The organism is Streptomyces mayteni (assembly GCF_054783955.1).
The window spans coordinates 18,176-32,254 of the sequence record NZ_BAAGPR010000027.1 but is presented as its reverse complement, the minus strand read 5'-3'; the positions used below and the strand labels follow the sequence as shown (position 1 = coordinate 32,254).

At 70.9% G+C, this 14,079-nt stretch carries 12 protein-coding genes and 3 pseudogenes; 11 read left to right on the top strand and 4 right to left on the bottom strand.

Features of this window, described 5'->3' with window-relative positions; genetic code table 11:
• Positions 1–97 precede the first annotated feature (97 nt).
• Positions 98–1,273 (top strand): aldose epimerase family protein, encoded by a 1,176-nt coding sequence (locus tag ACYVPE_RS15055; protein ID WP_461034074.1) that lies wholly within the window; start codon positions 98–100, stop codon positions 1,271–1,273.
• A gap of 238 nt (positions 1,274–1,511) precedes the next feature.
• On the opposite strand, the gene ACYVPE_RS15050 is transcribed toward ACYVPE_RS15055, so the two are convergent.
• A complete protein-coding gene (locus tag ACYVPE_RS15050; protein ID WP_461034073.1) occupies positions 1,512–2,696 on the bottom strand; it encodes an RNA-guided endonuclease InsQ/TnpB family protein in 1,185 nt (394 codons plus the stop codon).
• A gap of 167 nt (positions 2,697–2,863) precedes the next feature.
• On the opposite strand from ACYVPE_RS15050, the pseudogene ACYVPE_RS15045 reads away from it, so the two are divergent.
• Positions 2,864–3,891, top strand: a pseudogene (locus tag ACYVPE_RS15045) (alpha-L-arabinofuranosidase C-terminal domain-containing protein); the annotation flags it as partial.
• A gap of 168 nt (positions 3,892–4,059) precedes the next feature.
• A complete protein-coding gene (locus ACYVPE_RS15040; protein WP_461034072.1) occupies positions 4,060–5,103 on the top strand; it encodes an NAD(P)-dependent alcohol dehydrogenase in 1,044 nt (347 codons plus the stop codon).
• A 184-nt stretch (positions 5,104–5,287) separates the two neighbouring features.
• Here the strand turns inward: ACYVPE_RS15040 and ACYVPE_RS15035 are convergent, their stop codons facing one another.
• Entirely contained in the window at positions 5,288–5,569 is a 282-nt protein-coding gene (locus ACYVPE_RS15035; RefSeq protein WP_461034071.1) for a hypothetical protein, read from the bottom strand.
• Positions 5,570–5,693: 124 nt separating this feature from the next.
• On the opposite strand from ACYVPE_RS15035, the gene ACYVPE_RS15030 reads away from it, so the two are divergent.
• The 4 genes and pseudogenes from ACYVPE_RS15030 to ACYVPE_RS15015 all read left to right on the top strand — a co-directional run bounded on the left by ACYVPE_RS15030 (position 5,694) and on the right by ACYVPE_RS15015 (position 8,552).
• Entirely contained in the window at positions 5,694–6,581 is an 888-nt protein-coding gene (locus tag ACYVPE_RS15030; protein ID WP_461034070.1) for a helix-turn-helix domain-containing protein, read from the top strand.
• A gap of 12 nt (positions 6,582–6,593) precedes the next feature.
• The gene (locus ACYVPE_RS15025; protein WP_461034069.1) at positions 6,594–6,803 is read left to right on the top strand and encodes a DUF397 domain-containing protein; all 210 of its coding nucleotides are present in this window, start codon (positions 6,594–6,596) and stop codon (positions 6,801–6,803) included.
• A 55-nt stretch (positions 6,804–6,858) separates the two neighbouring features.
• Positions 6,859–7,308: pseudogene (locus ACYVPE_RS15020) on the top strand (hypothetical protein); the annotation flags it as partial.
• Between the two features lie 134 nt (positions 7,309–7,442).
• Positions 7,443–8,552: a hypothetical protein gene (locus ACYVPE_RS15015; protein WP_461034068.1), complete on the top strand. Its 1,110-nt coding sequence runs from the start codon at positions 7,443–7,445 to the stop codon at positions 8,550–8,552.
• A 206-nt stretch (positions 8,553–8,758) separates the two neighbouring features.
• Here the strand turns inward: ACYVPE_RS15015 and ACYVPE_RS15010 are convergent.
• Positions 8,759–9,076, bottom strand: a pseudogene (locus tag ACYVPE_RS15010) (uridine kinase family protein); the annotation flags it as partial.
• A gap of 213 nt (positions 9,077–9,289) precedes the next feature.
• Between ACYVPE_RS15010 and ACYVPE_RS15005 the strand changes: the two are divergent.
• The 4 genes from ACYVPE_RS15005 (at position 9,290) to ACYVPE_RS14990 (ending at position 11,973) form a co-directional block, all read left to right on the top strand.
• Positions 9,290–10,117, top strand: a complete 828-nt coding sequence (locus ACYVPE_RS15005) for a DUF3592 domain-containing protein (RefSeq protein WP_461034067.1) — start codon at positions 9,290–9,292, stop codon at positions 10,115–10,117.
• Positions 10,118–10,306: 189 nt separating this feature from the next.
• On the top strand, positions 10,307–11,074 hold the full coding sequence (locus ACYVPE_RS15000) for an NPP1 family protein (RefSeq protein WP_461034066.1): 768 nt from the start codon (positions 10,307–10,309) through the stop codon (positions 11,072–11,074).
• A gap of 108 nt (positions 11,075–11,182) precedes the next feature.
• Positions 11,183–11,323: a hypothetical protein gene (locus ACYVPE_RS14995; protein WP_461034065.1), complete on the top strand. Its 141-nt coding sequence runs from the start codon at positions 11,183–11,185 to the stop codon at positions 11,321–11,323.
• The gene (locus ACYVPE_RS14990; RefSeq protein WP_461034064.1) at positions 11,311–11,973 is read left to right on the top strand and encodes a DsbA family oxidoreductase; all 663 of its coding nucleotides are present in this window, start codon (positions 11,311–11,313) and stop codon (positions 11,971–11,973) included. Before ACYVPE_RS14995 ends, ACYVPE_RS14990 begins: the two co-directional genes overlap by 13 nt.
• A gap of 12 nt (positions 11,974–11,985) precedes the next feature.
• On the opposite strand, the gene ACYVPE_RS14985 is transcribed toward ACYVPE_RS14990, so the two are convergent.
• The gene (locus ACYVPE_RS14985; RefSeq protein WP_461034063.1) at positions 11,986–13,896 is read right to left on the bottom strand and encodes a hypothetical protein; all 1,911 of its coding nucleotides are present in this window, start codon (positions 13,894–13,896) and stop codon (positions 11,986–11,988) included.
• Positions 13,897–14,079: the final 183 nt, after the last annotated feature.

Sequence of the window (14,079 nt, the reverse complement as noted above, 5' to 3'; positions counted from 1 at the left end):
TAGCTTCTTGGCCCGAATGCCGAACCTTGTTCGAGATGTCGCACGTCCGCCGGGGATGCCCGGACAGAGCCGCCTCAACCAAGGAGCCGCCCCCGCCATGACTCCCGACCGACGAACCGTCCTCGCCTCGGCCGCGGCCGGCGTCGCCGCCACCGCCGCCGGCCTCACCGCCCCCGCGGCGGCCGCCGAAAGCCGCACCGCGACCACGGGGGAGCGCGGCGACAGCCGCCCACGCTCCGAAACGTTCGGGCACCTGCCCGACGGCTCCCGGGTCGACCGCTGGACCCTCGCCCGCGGCGGCACCCGCCTCGCCGTGCTCAGCTACGGCGGCATCGTCCAGGGCCTGGAGATACCCGACCGACGCGGCAGGACCGTCAACGTCTCGCTCGGCTTCGCCACGCTCGCCCCGTACCTCACCGCCACCACCTACTTCGGCGCGCTGATCGGCCGCTACGGCAACCGCATCGCCGGCGGCCGCTTCACCCTCGACGGCACCGAGCACCAACTCCCCGTCAACGACGGGCCGAACAGCCTGCACGGCGGCGACGCCGGCTTCGACAAACGGCTGTGGGAGATCACCCCGACAGGACCCGCCACCCTCACCCTGCGCAGGACCAGCCCCGACGGCGAGATGGGCTACCCGGGCACCCTCGACGTCACCGTCACCTACACCCTCACCGACGCCGGCGACTTCCGCATCGACTACGCCGCCGCCACCGACGCCCCCACCGTCGTCAACCTCACCAACCACACCTACTTCAACCTGAGCGGCGAGGGCACCGGATCCGTCCTCGACCACCGGCTGGAGATCGCAGCCTCCCGCTACACCCCGGTCGACGCCACCCTCATCCCCACCGGGGAGCTCGCCACCGTCTCCGGCACCCCCTTCGACTTCCGCCGTGGCAAGCCGATCGGCCAGGACATCCGCCGCGACCACCCCCAACTCGGCCACGGCAAGGGCTTCGACCACAACCTCGTCCTCGACAAGGGACTCACCGCCCGCCCCCGGCACGCCGCCACCCTCCACGACCCCGCCTCAGGACGCACCATGACCGTGGCCACCACCGAGCCCGGGGTGCAGTTCTACAGCGGCAACTTCCTCGACGGCGCCCTCAACGGCACCACGGGCAACGCCTACCGGCAGAGCGACGGGCTCTGCCTGGAGACCCAGCACTACCCCGACTCCCCGAACCAGCCGGACTTCCCCAGCACCGTGCTGCGCCCGGGCGCGACCTACCGCTCCACCACCGTGCACTCCTTCGCCGCCCGCTGACCCGAGACGTCCTGACCCCACCAGAGACCTCCCAACCCGAGGACAGTGGAGAGCAGATGAGACGCGGACACCGCCCACTCCTGGCGACCGCCCTGGCCCTGGCCGGCGGTCGGCAACGAGGAGAGCCCGGTCGATGAGTTTTTCGAGAACTTCGTCCGGTTCTGCGAGGTCATCGAGGTCGATGTTCCTCGCCGAGGCCGCCTTCTTGACTTCCTCCCTCCCGTGATGAAGGGGATTCCTACGGCTCGCGCCGTGGGGCTTTCTGCTTCGTCGCCGACTGCCCGCTCGGAGTTCTCCGTTGAGGTCTTACACCGGCTCCACAGACTGTCACCGCCAGCCCGGCGGCCTTGAGGTTCCTGGCCGCGTTCACGTCCCGGTCATGGGTCGTGCCACAGCCGTCGCACGTCCAGGTACGGACGTTCAGCGGCATGCTCTCGGCGAGGGTGCCGCAGTGGGAGCACAGTTTGGAGGAGGGGAAGAAGCGGTCGACCACCACCATGTCCCGTCCGTACCACGATGCCTTGTACTCCAGCATGTTCCGGAACTCCGACCACGCCGCGTCCGAGATGGCGCGGGCCAGGCTCCGGTTCTTGACCATGGTGCGCACGGTCAGGTCCTCGATCACGAGCGTTTGGTTCTCACGCACGAGCCGAGTCGACAGTTTGTGCAGGTGATCCCGCCTGCGATCGGCGATCCTGGCGTGGATCCTGGCGACCACGCGCCGGGCCTTGGCCCGGTTCGCCCCCTCGCCCTTGGCCTTCTTCGCCAGGCGGCGCTGCGCCAGGGCGAACCGGGCACGGTCGGCGCGTTCGTGCCTCGGGTTGGCGATCTTCTCACCGGTGGAGAGGGTCAGCAGGTGATCAAGACCGACATCGATGCCGACTGCCGCATCGGTCGCGGGGAGCGGCTTGATGGTGGGGTCCTCGCACAGCATCGAGACGAACCAACGACCCGCGCCGTCCTGGGACACGGTCACCGTCGAGGGGACGGCGCCCTCGGGAAGGGGCCGCGACCACACGATGTTCAGCGGCTGGCCCATCTTCGCCAAATGCAGCTCGCCGTCCCGGAAGCGGAACGCGGAGGTGGTGTACTCGGCGGACTTCCGCGACTTCTTCCGCGACTTGAACCGGGGATACTTCGCCCGCTTACCGAAGAAGCTCGTGAACGCTCCTTGTAGGTGCCGCAACGCCTGCTGGAGCGGCACCGAGGACACCTCGTTGAGGAAGGCCAACTCCTCCGTTCTCTTCCACGCCGTCAGCATCGCGGAGGTCTGGTTGTAGTTGACCCGCTCCCGCCGTGCCCACGCCTCCGTACGAGCGGCCAGCGCCAGGTTGTAGACCTTGCGGACGCAACCGAACGTGCGCGACAGCTCCACTGCCTGCGCATCAGTCGGATAGAAGCGGTACTTATACGCCCGCTTCACGCACGCCACAACCACGGTCGCAAACCAGTGTCGGATCAGGTGAAGATCAAATCCGTGGGGCAGAGCATCGCGATCCGCCTTGACAGCGCATCGCGGTCCCCTGCCCTGATCCGCAGCCGCCCGATTCCTCCCCCGCCTGAAGGCAGGGGTCCCCGTGGAGGGTGTAGATGACCGGCCTGGAACGCAACGCCGACGTCGTCCGCCTCGCCTCCTACGCCCCGCTGCTCGCCCACACCCAGGGCACCCAGTGGCGCCCCGACCTCATCTGGTTCGACAACGACGCCAGTTGGGGCTCCGCGAGCTACGAGGTGCAGCGGCTCTTCGCCACCAACACCGGCGACCGGGTGGTGCCGAGCCGCGCCACCCCGACCCCGGGCACTGACGACGACCTGAGCGGCGCCGTGGGCCTCGCCACCTGGGCCACCAGCGCCGCCTACGACGACGTCACCGTCACCTCGGCCGACGGTGAGACCCTCCTCACCGACGACTTCTCGAACGGCGCCGACCAGTGGACGCCCACCACGGGCGCCGGCAGCTGGGCCGTCCAGGACGGCGCCCTCGTGCAGGCCGACACCACCTCGACCGACAACATGCTCGTCGCGGGCGACCCCGGCTGGACCGACTACGACCTGGACGTCACCGCGACCAAGCGCGCCGGCGCCGAGGGCTTCCTCATCGGCTTCGGCGTCCAGGACACCGGCACCTACTACTGGTGGAACCTCGGCGGCTGGGGCAACACCCGCTCCGCCGTCGAGCAGGCCGTCGGCGGCGCCAAGGCGGAGATCGTCGGCGACGCCACCACCATCGAGACCGGCCGCGCCTACGACATCCACATCGAGGTCAGGGGCCGCGACGTCACGCTCTTCCTGGACGGCGAGGAGTGGGGCGGCTTCACCGAACCCACCCCCGAGCCCTTCCGGCAGGTCGTCACCCGCGACGCCGGACCGGCGAGCTGATCATCAAGGTCGTCAACGCCCAGGACGAGGCCGCCGTCACCGCCGTCGACCTCGGCCGCGGCACCCGGGTCGGCCGCACCGCCCAGGTCACCACGCTCACCGGCGACCCGGACGCCGTCAACGGCGAGACCGACCAGCCCATCGAGCCCGTGAAGTGCACCTTCCGCGGCGTCGACAACCGGTTCACCTACACCTTCCCACCCCACTCCGTCACCTTCCTCCGGGTGCCGCTCCGCTGAGCGCGGCCCCCGGCCAGGGCCGGGGCCAGGGCCGGGGGCCCGTGAGGGGGGCCCTGTCACAACCCGGAACGTCGCTCCCCGGCACGACGCGGTCTGCCTCGCGCCGTGCCGGCGGAGCACCATGGCGGTGTAGCGACGAACGACCCCTCACCCTCACGCTGGAGAATTGTGCTCACTGTCAAGGCCTACGCCGCGACGTCCCCCACCGAACCGCTGGCGCCCACGACCATCGAGCGTCGTGACGTCGGACCGCACGACGTGCTGATCGAGATCAGGTACGCCGGGATATGCCACTCCGACATCCACACCGTCCGCGGCGAGTGGGGCCCGGTCACCTACCCGCTGGCCCCCGGCCACGAGATCGTCGGAATCGTCGCCGAGGTCGGCCCCGAGGTCACCCGACACGCGGTCGGCGACCGGGTCGGCGTCGGCTGCATGGTCAACTCCTGCCGCGAATGCGTCAACTGCCTCAAGGGCGACGAGCAGTACTGCCTCAAGGGCAACATCGGCACCTACGCCGCGGTCGACGTCGACGGCACCCTCACCCAGGGCGGCTACTCCACCCACGTCGTCGTCACCGAGGACTTCGTGGTCCGGATCCCGGACGGCCTCGCGCTCGACGCCGCCGCGCCGCTGCTCTGCGCCGGCATCACCACATACTCCCCGCTGCGCCACTGGAACGCCGGCCCCGGCACCCGGGTGGCCGTCGTCGGCCTCGGCGGCCTCGGCCACATGGCCGTCAAGTTCGCCCACGCGATGGGCGCCGAGGTCACCGTGCTCTCCCAGTCGCTGAAGAAGCGCGAGGACGGTCTTCGGCTCGGCGCCGACGACTACCACGCCACCGGCGACCCGGAGACCTTCGAGAAGCTCGCCGGCTCCTTCGACCTCATCATCAACACGGTGAGCGCGAAGATCGACATCGACGCCTACCTCTCGCTGCTCGCCGTCGACGGCACCCTGGTCAACGTGGGCGCCCCGCCCGAGGCGCTGGCGATCAACGTCTTCTCGCTGCTCATGCACCGCAAGTCGTTCGCCGGCTCCGCCATCGGCGGCATCCGCGAGACCCAGGCGATGCTCGACTTCTGCGCCGTGCACGGCATCGGCTCCGAGATCGAGGTCATCTCCGCCGACCGGATCAACGAGGCGTACGAGCGGGTCCTGGCCTCCGACGTGCGGTACCGGTTCGTGATCGACGTCTCGACCCTGAACTGATCCCACCCCACCCCACCCGCACCCCGTGCGGGGCGCCGCCCCCCGAGCGCGGCGCCCCGCAGGGTGCGCCGCCCCGCCCCCGGCCCTCGCTCGGGGCGGGGCGGCGCCCGGCCCCGGGCATGCACACGACCGCGTCCGCCCCCGGCGGGCCGAAGTCACCAGACGCCCGAACCGAACTTGGCGTTCAGACCGGTTCCGCGTCCACCCACCGCACGCTGACCGGCCCCCGCGCGAGCCGCCGCACCATGCCAGCCGCGCGCTCCGCCGAGTCGCTGAACACCACCCGCCGCTCGCCGGTCCCCAGCAACACCGCGCCCCCATCGTCCGGATCCGCCAACCCCCACCCCGCCACGGCCGCGTTCCGCTCCCCGTCCTCGTCCACCCACTCCGCGACGACGGCGAACCGCCGCGGCACGTTGGCCATCACCAGATCCTGGATCTCCTCGTTGAAGCTGCTGGGCATCATGTGTCCCTCCGGTCGACGTAGCGTTGAGTAGTCCTCTCATCATGGAACGTAGAGGTCAATTCTGGCCTAGGTCAACGCTGGCCTAGAATCGGGTGGTTACTTTCCGTCGTGTGGGTGCCCGGTCGTGCACCTGACCGACACATGGGCAGTGGAGGGGCGCATGGCATCGCGCAGCATCACGACGGCACGTCAGGAGCGCCTCGGCACCGAACTCCGCAGAATGCGGGAACGGGCCGGTCTCACTCTTCGACAGGCCGCGAAGGGCCTCGGCATGGACCCGACCCGCATCTCCCACGCCGAAGCTGGCCGCGTCGGCATCGCGCCTGAGCGGCTGCGGTCGATGGCGGCCCACTACGACTGCGTGGATCAACGCTTCATCGACGGACTGGTGGCGATGACCGGCGAACGCACCCGAGGCTGGTGGGAGGAGTACCGCGACCGGCTCGGCCAGTCGGCCCTCGACCTCGCGGAGTTGGAGCACCACGCGCACTCACTGCATACCCACCAAGCCGCGTACGTGCCCGGCCTCCTTCAGACGGAGGACTACATGCGCGGCGTGCTGTCCTACGCCGTCCCGGAACCCGCCCCGGAAACCCTGGAAGCGGCCATCAGCTTCCGACTACGACGGCGCGACGTACTGGACCGCGGGCCCGGCTTCTCCCTGCTCGCGGTCACCCACGAGGCCGCGCTTCGCACGCGAGTCACCGACCGCAAGGTCGCCCGTGAACAACTGCTCTTCCTGTTGGCTCAGTCAGAGAGGCCCAACGTAACCGTCCGGGTGATCCCTTTCGACACCGATCACTTCGGCGGCGCTGGTCACTCGATCCTGCACGTGCGCGGTTCCGTGGCCCGGCTCGACACGGTCGTCATCGACGCCATGCCCGGCGCCGTCTGGCTCGACGCCGAGGCGCAACTCGCCAAGTACCGTGCTTCGATGGACAAGGTCACGCGCTCCGCACTCTCGCCATCCGCGTCGCGGGACCTCGTCCAACGCCTGGCCCATGAACTCTGAGAGGTGTGCTCCATGGAGGACTCGAACCTCGTTCGCTGGCAGAAGTCATCCTTCTCGGGCACGGAGCCCGACAACCACTGTGTGGAACTCGCGGCCTTCGGGAGCGGTTTGGTCCTGCGCGAAGGCGAAACGCCCGAGACGGTGTTGTCCGCGACTCCACTGCGGCTCAAGGCACTGCTCGACGCGATATCGGAGTCGGCGAACTGGCCGTCTGGGATCTGACATGCGAAGGGAGAACCATATGCCCCGTCGAGTGAGCTGGTAGAAGTCCTCTTTCTCCGGAATCGGCCCGGACAACGACTGCGTCGAGCTGGCTGTCCTGCCGAATGGTCCAGCGTTTCGTGAAAGCGATGCTCCGGCGAACGTCCTACACGCGACGGCGGAGAGGCTTGATGCGTTACTCCATGCGCTGAGGCATGGTCGAACAGCCACCCTGCGTTCGCGGAACACATCATTGAGGTTTTCTCAGCGAAACGATCTACGCGAAGCAGTGTGGAGCGCCTGCATTTGGGCGGATCGGGCAGGCCGGGCCCGGTGGCGGACAGACGTAAGACCCCTGGTAGGACGGTTCTCACCACAAGATCGTCCGCAACACCAGAGGTCTCACGTTGGTCACCTATGCTGCCACGCTCGATGTCCCCCGCGCACTCGTACAACACCTCAGTCGACTACTTCAAGCCGAGCGCCGCAGGCAAAGGCACTTTCTGCCTGCCTGATCACCAGTTGAACAGTCCGCTTCATGAAGGCGCGAGGCTAGGCTGACCCGCAGACTTCGGCAGGGTGTGCCTCACTCATGTGGCGCGCCCTGCCGCTGTGCTTCGCCTTTGCTGTCACCGAGATGCCTGGGAAACGAGCATGTGGATGCGAATCCCCACCACCTACCGAGCGGGGGCCGCGGGCGCCGCCATCCTGCTGCTGGCCGGCTGCGGCACGGACCAGGACGCGTCGGGGGGTGACGACGGCGCGGGAGACCGGGCGGATCAGGCGGCCGACGCCTCGCCCGAGCCGATGCCGCTTGATCTCACCCAGCGTCGCGCCACCTGGACGGAGGTCGGCAACGACGCCCCGGTCCACCAGGTCGAGATCACCCCGGTCGGCCTGGCCCGCGGCGCCAAGGCCGACTTGGAGCGGATCGACCTGGACGAGGACCGGGCGGACAGCGTCCCGTACTACTTCACCTTCCGGGTGACCGCCACCGGGGCCGACCCCGTGCCCGACCCCGATCTACGCGGATTTTTCGTCGTCGGCACCGACGGCGAGCGGAGCGACCGCAGACTGGAGGTGTACGCCAACACCCCGCTCATGAGCCGGGATGACCTCGCCGCAGCCATGCCGACCGCCTGCAACGCGCCTGCTCCGGACATCCTCAAGCCCGGCGACACCGCCGAGGTCTGCCACGTCCTCCTCGCCCCGCCCGACCTGGTCCCCGCCTCCGTCTTCTACGAGGACGACAGTGGCGAAGCGATCTACTGGCTGATCGAGCAGGACCCGTCGGCCGCCACCAGGGACCTGCTGCCCGCCGACCAGCCAGCGGACGTCGTCTGGGAATCGCTGGTTGACGGCCCCTTCCCGCTGCACGTCAGCCCACCGCGGGTGACCGAGGCCAGCTCGGCGGACCTCCAGGCCACGGGCTACGCCGACCGTCTCGAAGAGGAGGACCTGAACCGGATCCCGTACTTCGTCACCTTCGAGTACCGCAACGACCACACCGAGCTGGACCTCTACCCCGAGATGTCGGACGGCGTGGAGCTGCTCACCACCAGCGGCGAGCCCGGCTACGGCCGCAACGCGGGTATGCGGGACGCCGAGCCCGGCGACCCGTGCCCCAGCGTGGTCCCCTACGCCCTGATAGCCCCGGGTGACACCGTCCAGCGCTGTACTGTCCACCTGCTCAACCCGGGCGACTCCCCCACCGGCGTGTCGTTCGACCCGCAAGGCGACGCGGAACCGGTGCGCTGGGCCCTGCCGTAGACGACGGCAGCGGCGTTCAATCGGACGGCCGGGCGCACGCGGCGCGGCTCCGTCGTGCCACCCCGCCCGGGCCCACGGGTGGTGCCGCAGTTCCAGCCGTGCGATCGGCGTGTGCTGAGTGTTGGTCGCGAAGCAGGTCGGTCGCATGCCGTCGGTGTTGGGGGGTCGTAGTAGCAGGCCAGTTCCGGGCGGGTGGTGTAGACCCCTTCGACGATGATGGTGCCGGACCGGGGAACACCGATTTCGTCCGTGGTCAGCGCACCCGTCGACCAGTCGTAGCGCGGGTAGGACGCTGCCTTGCCTGTGGCGAGCGGAATGAGTACGTGGTCGCGCAGTCTCTGCCAGTCGAAGTACTGCTGGTAACCCTCTTCGGGGGTGAGGCGTAGCCGTTCTTCCGGGGCCATCGGGCGGTAGAAGTCGTCGCCGTGGACGATGGTGGCCTGCGGTGCGTCGCCCAGAGCTTCGGCGAGCCTTGTCGCGAGCGTGCTCTTTCCGGCTCCGCCGAGGCCGTTAAGGGCGATCACAGCGAAGTTGTCATGCGTGTACTTCGCAATGGCTGAGGCGATTCGTGTGGTCTCGCTCTGCTGTGTCGTCACGGAGTGATTGTGACGTTCGGTACGGTTTCCGGGCTGTTTCCGTGCCTGGCGTCACAGTAGACGTTCCATCGCCGATGTGATTCAGCCGACAACCTTGTCCTGCGGTGCAACCTTCCCCCCATTGCGGAGAGTCGTATCCCCGTGACGACGACTCCTCCGCCCTCCTCGCTCGTGCTCCGTGGAAGCGGCGCCACCGCCCACTTCGACGCCGGCTCCGGCCAGGTGAGATGGGAGAGGGACGGGCGGGTGGCGCGGATCCCGCTGGCGGCCGTGGCGGAGGTTCGGGGCATGAGCGGCACCGTCGAGGTCGTGCTGACGAAGGCGAGCCCTGACCGGCCAGCGGTGGTGTACGCGCTCCACGAGGCCGACGCCGGGACGGCGACCGCCTTCCGCGCGGCACTCGCGGCCCGCCTCGCGGGCCGGCCGCCCGGCGAACGGCCGGTGGACGGCGAGGAGTTGGTCAGCACGATCAGCACCGCCGCCGCGCGGGTCGCGGAGCGCGGGCCCGCGCTGCTGGTCATCGGTGTGGCGACGGTGGCGGTGCTCACCGCCGTCGACGTCACGGTGGCGGTGCGCCGCGACTCGGAGCTCGCTGTCGCGCTGCCGTTCTTCCAACTCCTGGCGGCCGTCGGGGCGTTCATGGTGGCGGTGGTCGGCCGGGGGCTGCGCGAAAGCCAGCGGCTGACGAAGCACGGCATCACCGTGGTGGGCGAACTCGACCACCACACCGACACCATGAAGGTGTACCGGTACACCGACCTCACTGGGCGGGTCCACCACTACCGGGACTCGATCGGCGGCGAATGCCTGGAGATCAGCTACGACCCGCGAGAGCCGAGCCGCGCCGCCGCCCGGCTCTCGCCCTATGTCCGGGCCATGATGGCGTTCACGACGCTGACCGGCCTCTGCATGGCGGCCGGCGGAGTCACCTTCACCTGCTACCAGTTCACCCGGGCGATCGCCGGCTGAGCCGGCTTGCCCTGCGGGGGAGGGGCAACCATGCGGCGGCGGAACGCCGGGCGCCCGTCCCGTAGTTCGTCGATCCGTCACCAGGGCGACACGCGCGGGCACTCGACGCCGTCGCCCATCTCCCCGACGATGGTCCGGTCATGACAAGTCCGGCGTGGGTCCCCACCCCACCGCCGAACGGGAGGACACATGAAGACGAGTTCGCGGATCCGCCGGGCAGCCGTCGTCATCGGCGGCGCGCTCGCGCTGGTCGTCGGTCTGCCGGGCATCGCCCTCGCGGACCCGCCGTCCGCGTTGCCCGCCAACGCGGACGCGCTGGAGCGGACCTGGCAGCCGGCCTTCGACTACGACACCGACGGCTGCTACCCCACCCCGGCCATCGGCCCCGACGGCACCCTGAACGGTGGCCTCAACCCGAGCGGCGCCCTCAACGGCCAGTGCCGCGACGCCTGGGACCTCGACAACACCAACGCGTACTCCCGCACCAAGTGCGACAACGGCTGGTGCGCCGTGATGTACGGCCTCTACTTCGAGAAGGACCAGGCCGTGGCCGGCAGCGGCCTCGGCGGGCACCGGCACGACTGGGAACACGTCGTCGTGTGGGTGCAGAACGACCAGGCCAGGTACGTCGCCACCTCGGCGCACGGGCAGTTCGACATCTACCGCAGTGACCAGATCCGCTGGGACGGCACCCACCCCAAGGTCGTCTACCACAAGGACGGCATCAGCACCCACAGCTTCCGTCCCGCCAACAACAACGACGAGCCGCCGGAGAACCACGAGGGAACCTGGCAGTACCCGCCGCTCGTCGGCTGGAACGGCTACCCGGCCGGGCTGCGCGACCGGCTGAGCCAGGCCGACTTCGGCTCCGCCTCCTTCGGCCTCAGGGACAGCGCCTTCGCCTCCCACCTGGAGCGGGCCCTGCCGGCCGGCGTCCCGTTCGATCCCTACGCCTGACCGCCGCGTTCCCCGGCCTCCCCTCCCGCCGGCGGAGGAGGCCGGGGGAATACGTCCCCCCGGGCCGGGGTTACGCACGAGAAGTAACCATCGGCCGCGGGAGTCACCATGTCGACCTCTCCACCCCAGGAGACCACCCCACCGCCCGCCGCGTCGGCGGCGGAGCCGCCGGACGCCGAGGCGCCGGCCCTCGTCATCGTCGGTTCGGACGCCGGGCCCGTCTGCGAGGACGGGGTGTGCCACCTGTGAGCGCGCTGGTGATCGACGTCTGGTCGGACGTGGTCTGCCCCTGGTGCTACATCGGCAAGCGCCGCCTGGAGCGCGCCGTCGACTCGTTCGAGCACGCCGACGAGGTCGAGGTGCGCTGGCACAGCTTCCAGCTCGACCCCTCCCACCCGGCGGGGTTGCGCGAGCCGACCAGCGAGATGCTGGCCAAGAAGACCGGCGCCGCGCCGGCCCAGGTGCGCGAGATGACCCAGCGGGTCACCGACCTGGCCGCCGCCGAGGGGCTGAGCTACCGGCTCGACCGCGCGATCTCCGTCAACACGCTCGACGCCCACCGGCTCGCCCACCTGGCCGCCGCCCACGGGCTCGGCGACGCGATGCACGAGCGGCTGCTCGCCGCCCACCTGGGCGAGGGCGAGACCGTCGACGACCACCAGACCCTGGTCCGGCTCGGCGCCGAGGTCGGCGTCCCGGAGGACGAGATCCGGCGGACGCTGGCGGGCGACGGCTACGCCGCCGAGGTCGAGGCCGACTTCCAGCAGGCCAGGCGCTTCGGCATCACCGGCGTACCGTTCTTCGTGCTCGGCGGCGCCTACGGGGTCTCCGGCGCCCAGCCGGTCGAGACCTTCGCCGGCGCGCTCCGCCAGGCGTACGGGGCGGCTGCCGCCCGCTGAGCCGGCGACCGCTCAGCCGAGCAGCAGCCGCGCCACCACGGCGATCACGATCGCGCCGAGCACCACGGGGCCGATCGGCATCCCGTGGTCGGCCGGCCGCGAGTCGCGCTCGGGCCGCAACTCCGGCCTGCGGTGCAGGGCGCGGATCTCCTCGACGGCGTGCACGGCGCGCGGCAGGTGGCCAAGCCGCCGCTCCAGCCAGGCGGCGCCGGTGAAGCTGAGCGCGATCGACGGGGCGCGGCCGATGCCGAAGCGGATGTCGTCCCCCTCGTGCCGCACGGCGGTCAGCCGCTCCCAGGGGATGTGCCGCACCCGCCAGGCGCCGGTCACCCACAGGCCCTGACGGTCGGCGGTGATCCGCCAGTTGAGCGCGGTGGCGCAGGAGCCGACGAAGACGGGCAGGCCGAGCAGCAGCACCCAGGAGAGGCCGGGGCCGCCGGAGAACACCGTGGCCACCATGCCGAGTTGGGCGAAGAGCAGGAAGAACCCCACGCCCCGGGAGACGGCTCCCGCCGACCAGCTCAACGGCTCGGCGCTCGGGCCGAGCCGGGCGGCCGTCGCCTCGGCCGCGGCGCTCACGTCGACGACACCGGCCCGCCGCCGCGAGCGCCGCGGGCGCGGCTGCGGGCTCCTGCCGCGATCCCCGTTCTCCTCCCTGGCCGGCCGGACCGGGCTGGTGGAGAGCTCCAGCATCGGCTCGCCGAAGGCGTGGGCGACGAGGCCGAGTTCGCCGCCGGGCCGGGGGACGCCGTAGAGCACGCCCTCGCGCACCGGCGGCACCTCGTCCTCGCCCTTCAGGATCGCGGCGACGTCCTCCATCGCGGCCCTGGCGGCCGCCCGCCGCTCCTCGGACGAACTCTCCTCGCCCCATTCGTCGCCGTCGTTCCCGTCCTGTCCGTCCGCCGGCACCGCGAGCGAGTTGAAGGACAGGACCGGCCTGGCCAGGGCGGGGTCGTCGACCGCGTAGACCACGGTGCGCCCGTTCTCGTGGCTCTCCGCCACCAGCACCCGCAGGGTGGGCAGCGGCGCCCCGCGCAGCGCGTGGGCGCGGACCCGGCCGTCGAGCCCGTTGCCGAGGAAGGCGAGGCCCGGCACGCCGAACAGCAGCATCAGCGTCTGCCAGCCGAAGGCGTCGTAGGGCTCGGCCACCAACCCCAGCCAGTCGCCGTCGACCAGCACCGCGACCTCGGAGCCCACCGGGTAGTCCTCGGCGTAGGCGCCGACGACGCGTTCCTCCTCCGCACCGGGCAGCAGAACGGCGATCTCGCCCTCGTCCTGCCCGGCGACCTCGGCCCGCAACACCGTGGCCCGGTCGGCGCGCGCCTCGTGGTCGGCCACCTCGCGCTCGCCCTGCCAGCCGGCCAGCGCCCCGACCGCGAGCAGCACCGAGCCCACGGCGAACGAGAGCCGCCCCCGGCTGAAGCCGGCCGCCTCCGGTGGCAGGGCGTACCTGGCCGGACCCGCGAGGTCCAGCGCGAGCCGCTGCTGCCGCTGGTGGGCGGCCACCCGGTGGATCGTGCCGAGCAGCGCGAAGCCGAGGGCGAGCAGCACCGCGACGCGGGCGGGGCCCTCCGCCGCCCCGAGCGCCGCGTCGGAGAGCACGCAGAGCAGGCCGATCGGCGCCAGCGTCAGCCGGGCCAGGTCGGGCAGCCGGCACACCCAGTAGAGCTGGAGCAGCGCCAGGCCGGCCAGCCAGCTCCCCGTCCACGCGGGGCCGCAGGGCGCCGACTCCGAGCACACCGGCACCGGGGTGCTCGCGATGGCCCAGAGGCCGGCCCCCAGCAGGGCGAGCACGGCCCACCACGGGCGCGACCAGCGGGCGGGGCCGGCGTCCAGCCAGCGCCGCGCGTCGCTGGCGCGCCAGTCGCGGGTGCCGTCGGGTATGTGGTCGGACGGCAGCGGCAGGAAGGGGCGATCGCTCACCCGCGCATTATGGGGGAGGCGATCGTGAACACCTCATGGAGGGATGGGAAAGGGACCACGCCCGGTCGGCGGCGGGACGGCGTTCGCCACGCGTCAGGGACGGCCGACGCCCCGTCACCTCGCCGTCCCCGGGACGGGCTTTCCCGCTACCGTGGAGATCCGCGACCGGGCCGCCACGGGCTG

Excerpts from the sequence above, each read along its gene's own strand:
- ACYVPE_RS15055 (WP_461034074.1), top strand. The coding sequence starts at position 98 with ATGACTCCCGACCGACGAACCGTCCTCGCCTCGGCCGCGGCCGGCGTC.
- ACYVPE_RS15035 (WP_461034071.1), bottom strand. The coding sequence starts at position 5,569 with ATGATGCCCAGCAGCTTCAACGAGGAGATCCAGGATCTGGTGATGGCC.
- ACYVPE_RS15025 (WP_461034069.1), top strand. The coding sequence starts at position 6,594 with ATGGAGGACTCGAACCTCGTTCGCTGGCAGAAGTCATCCTTCTCGGGC.
- ACYVPE_RS15015 (WP_461034068.1), top strand. The coding sequence starts at position 7,443 with ATGCGAATCCCCACCACCTACCGAGCGGGGGCCGCGGGCGCCGCCATC.
- ACYVPE_RS15000 (WP_461034066.1), top strand. The coding sequence starts at position 10,307 with ATGAAGACGAGTTCGCGGATCCGCCGGGCAGCCGTCGTCATCGGCGGC.
- ACYVPE_RS14995 (WP_461034065.1), top strand. The coding sequence starts at position 11,183 with ATGTCGACCTCTCCACCCCAGGAGACCACCCCACCGCCCGCCGCGTCG.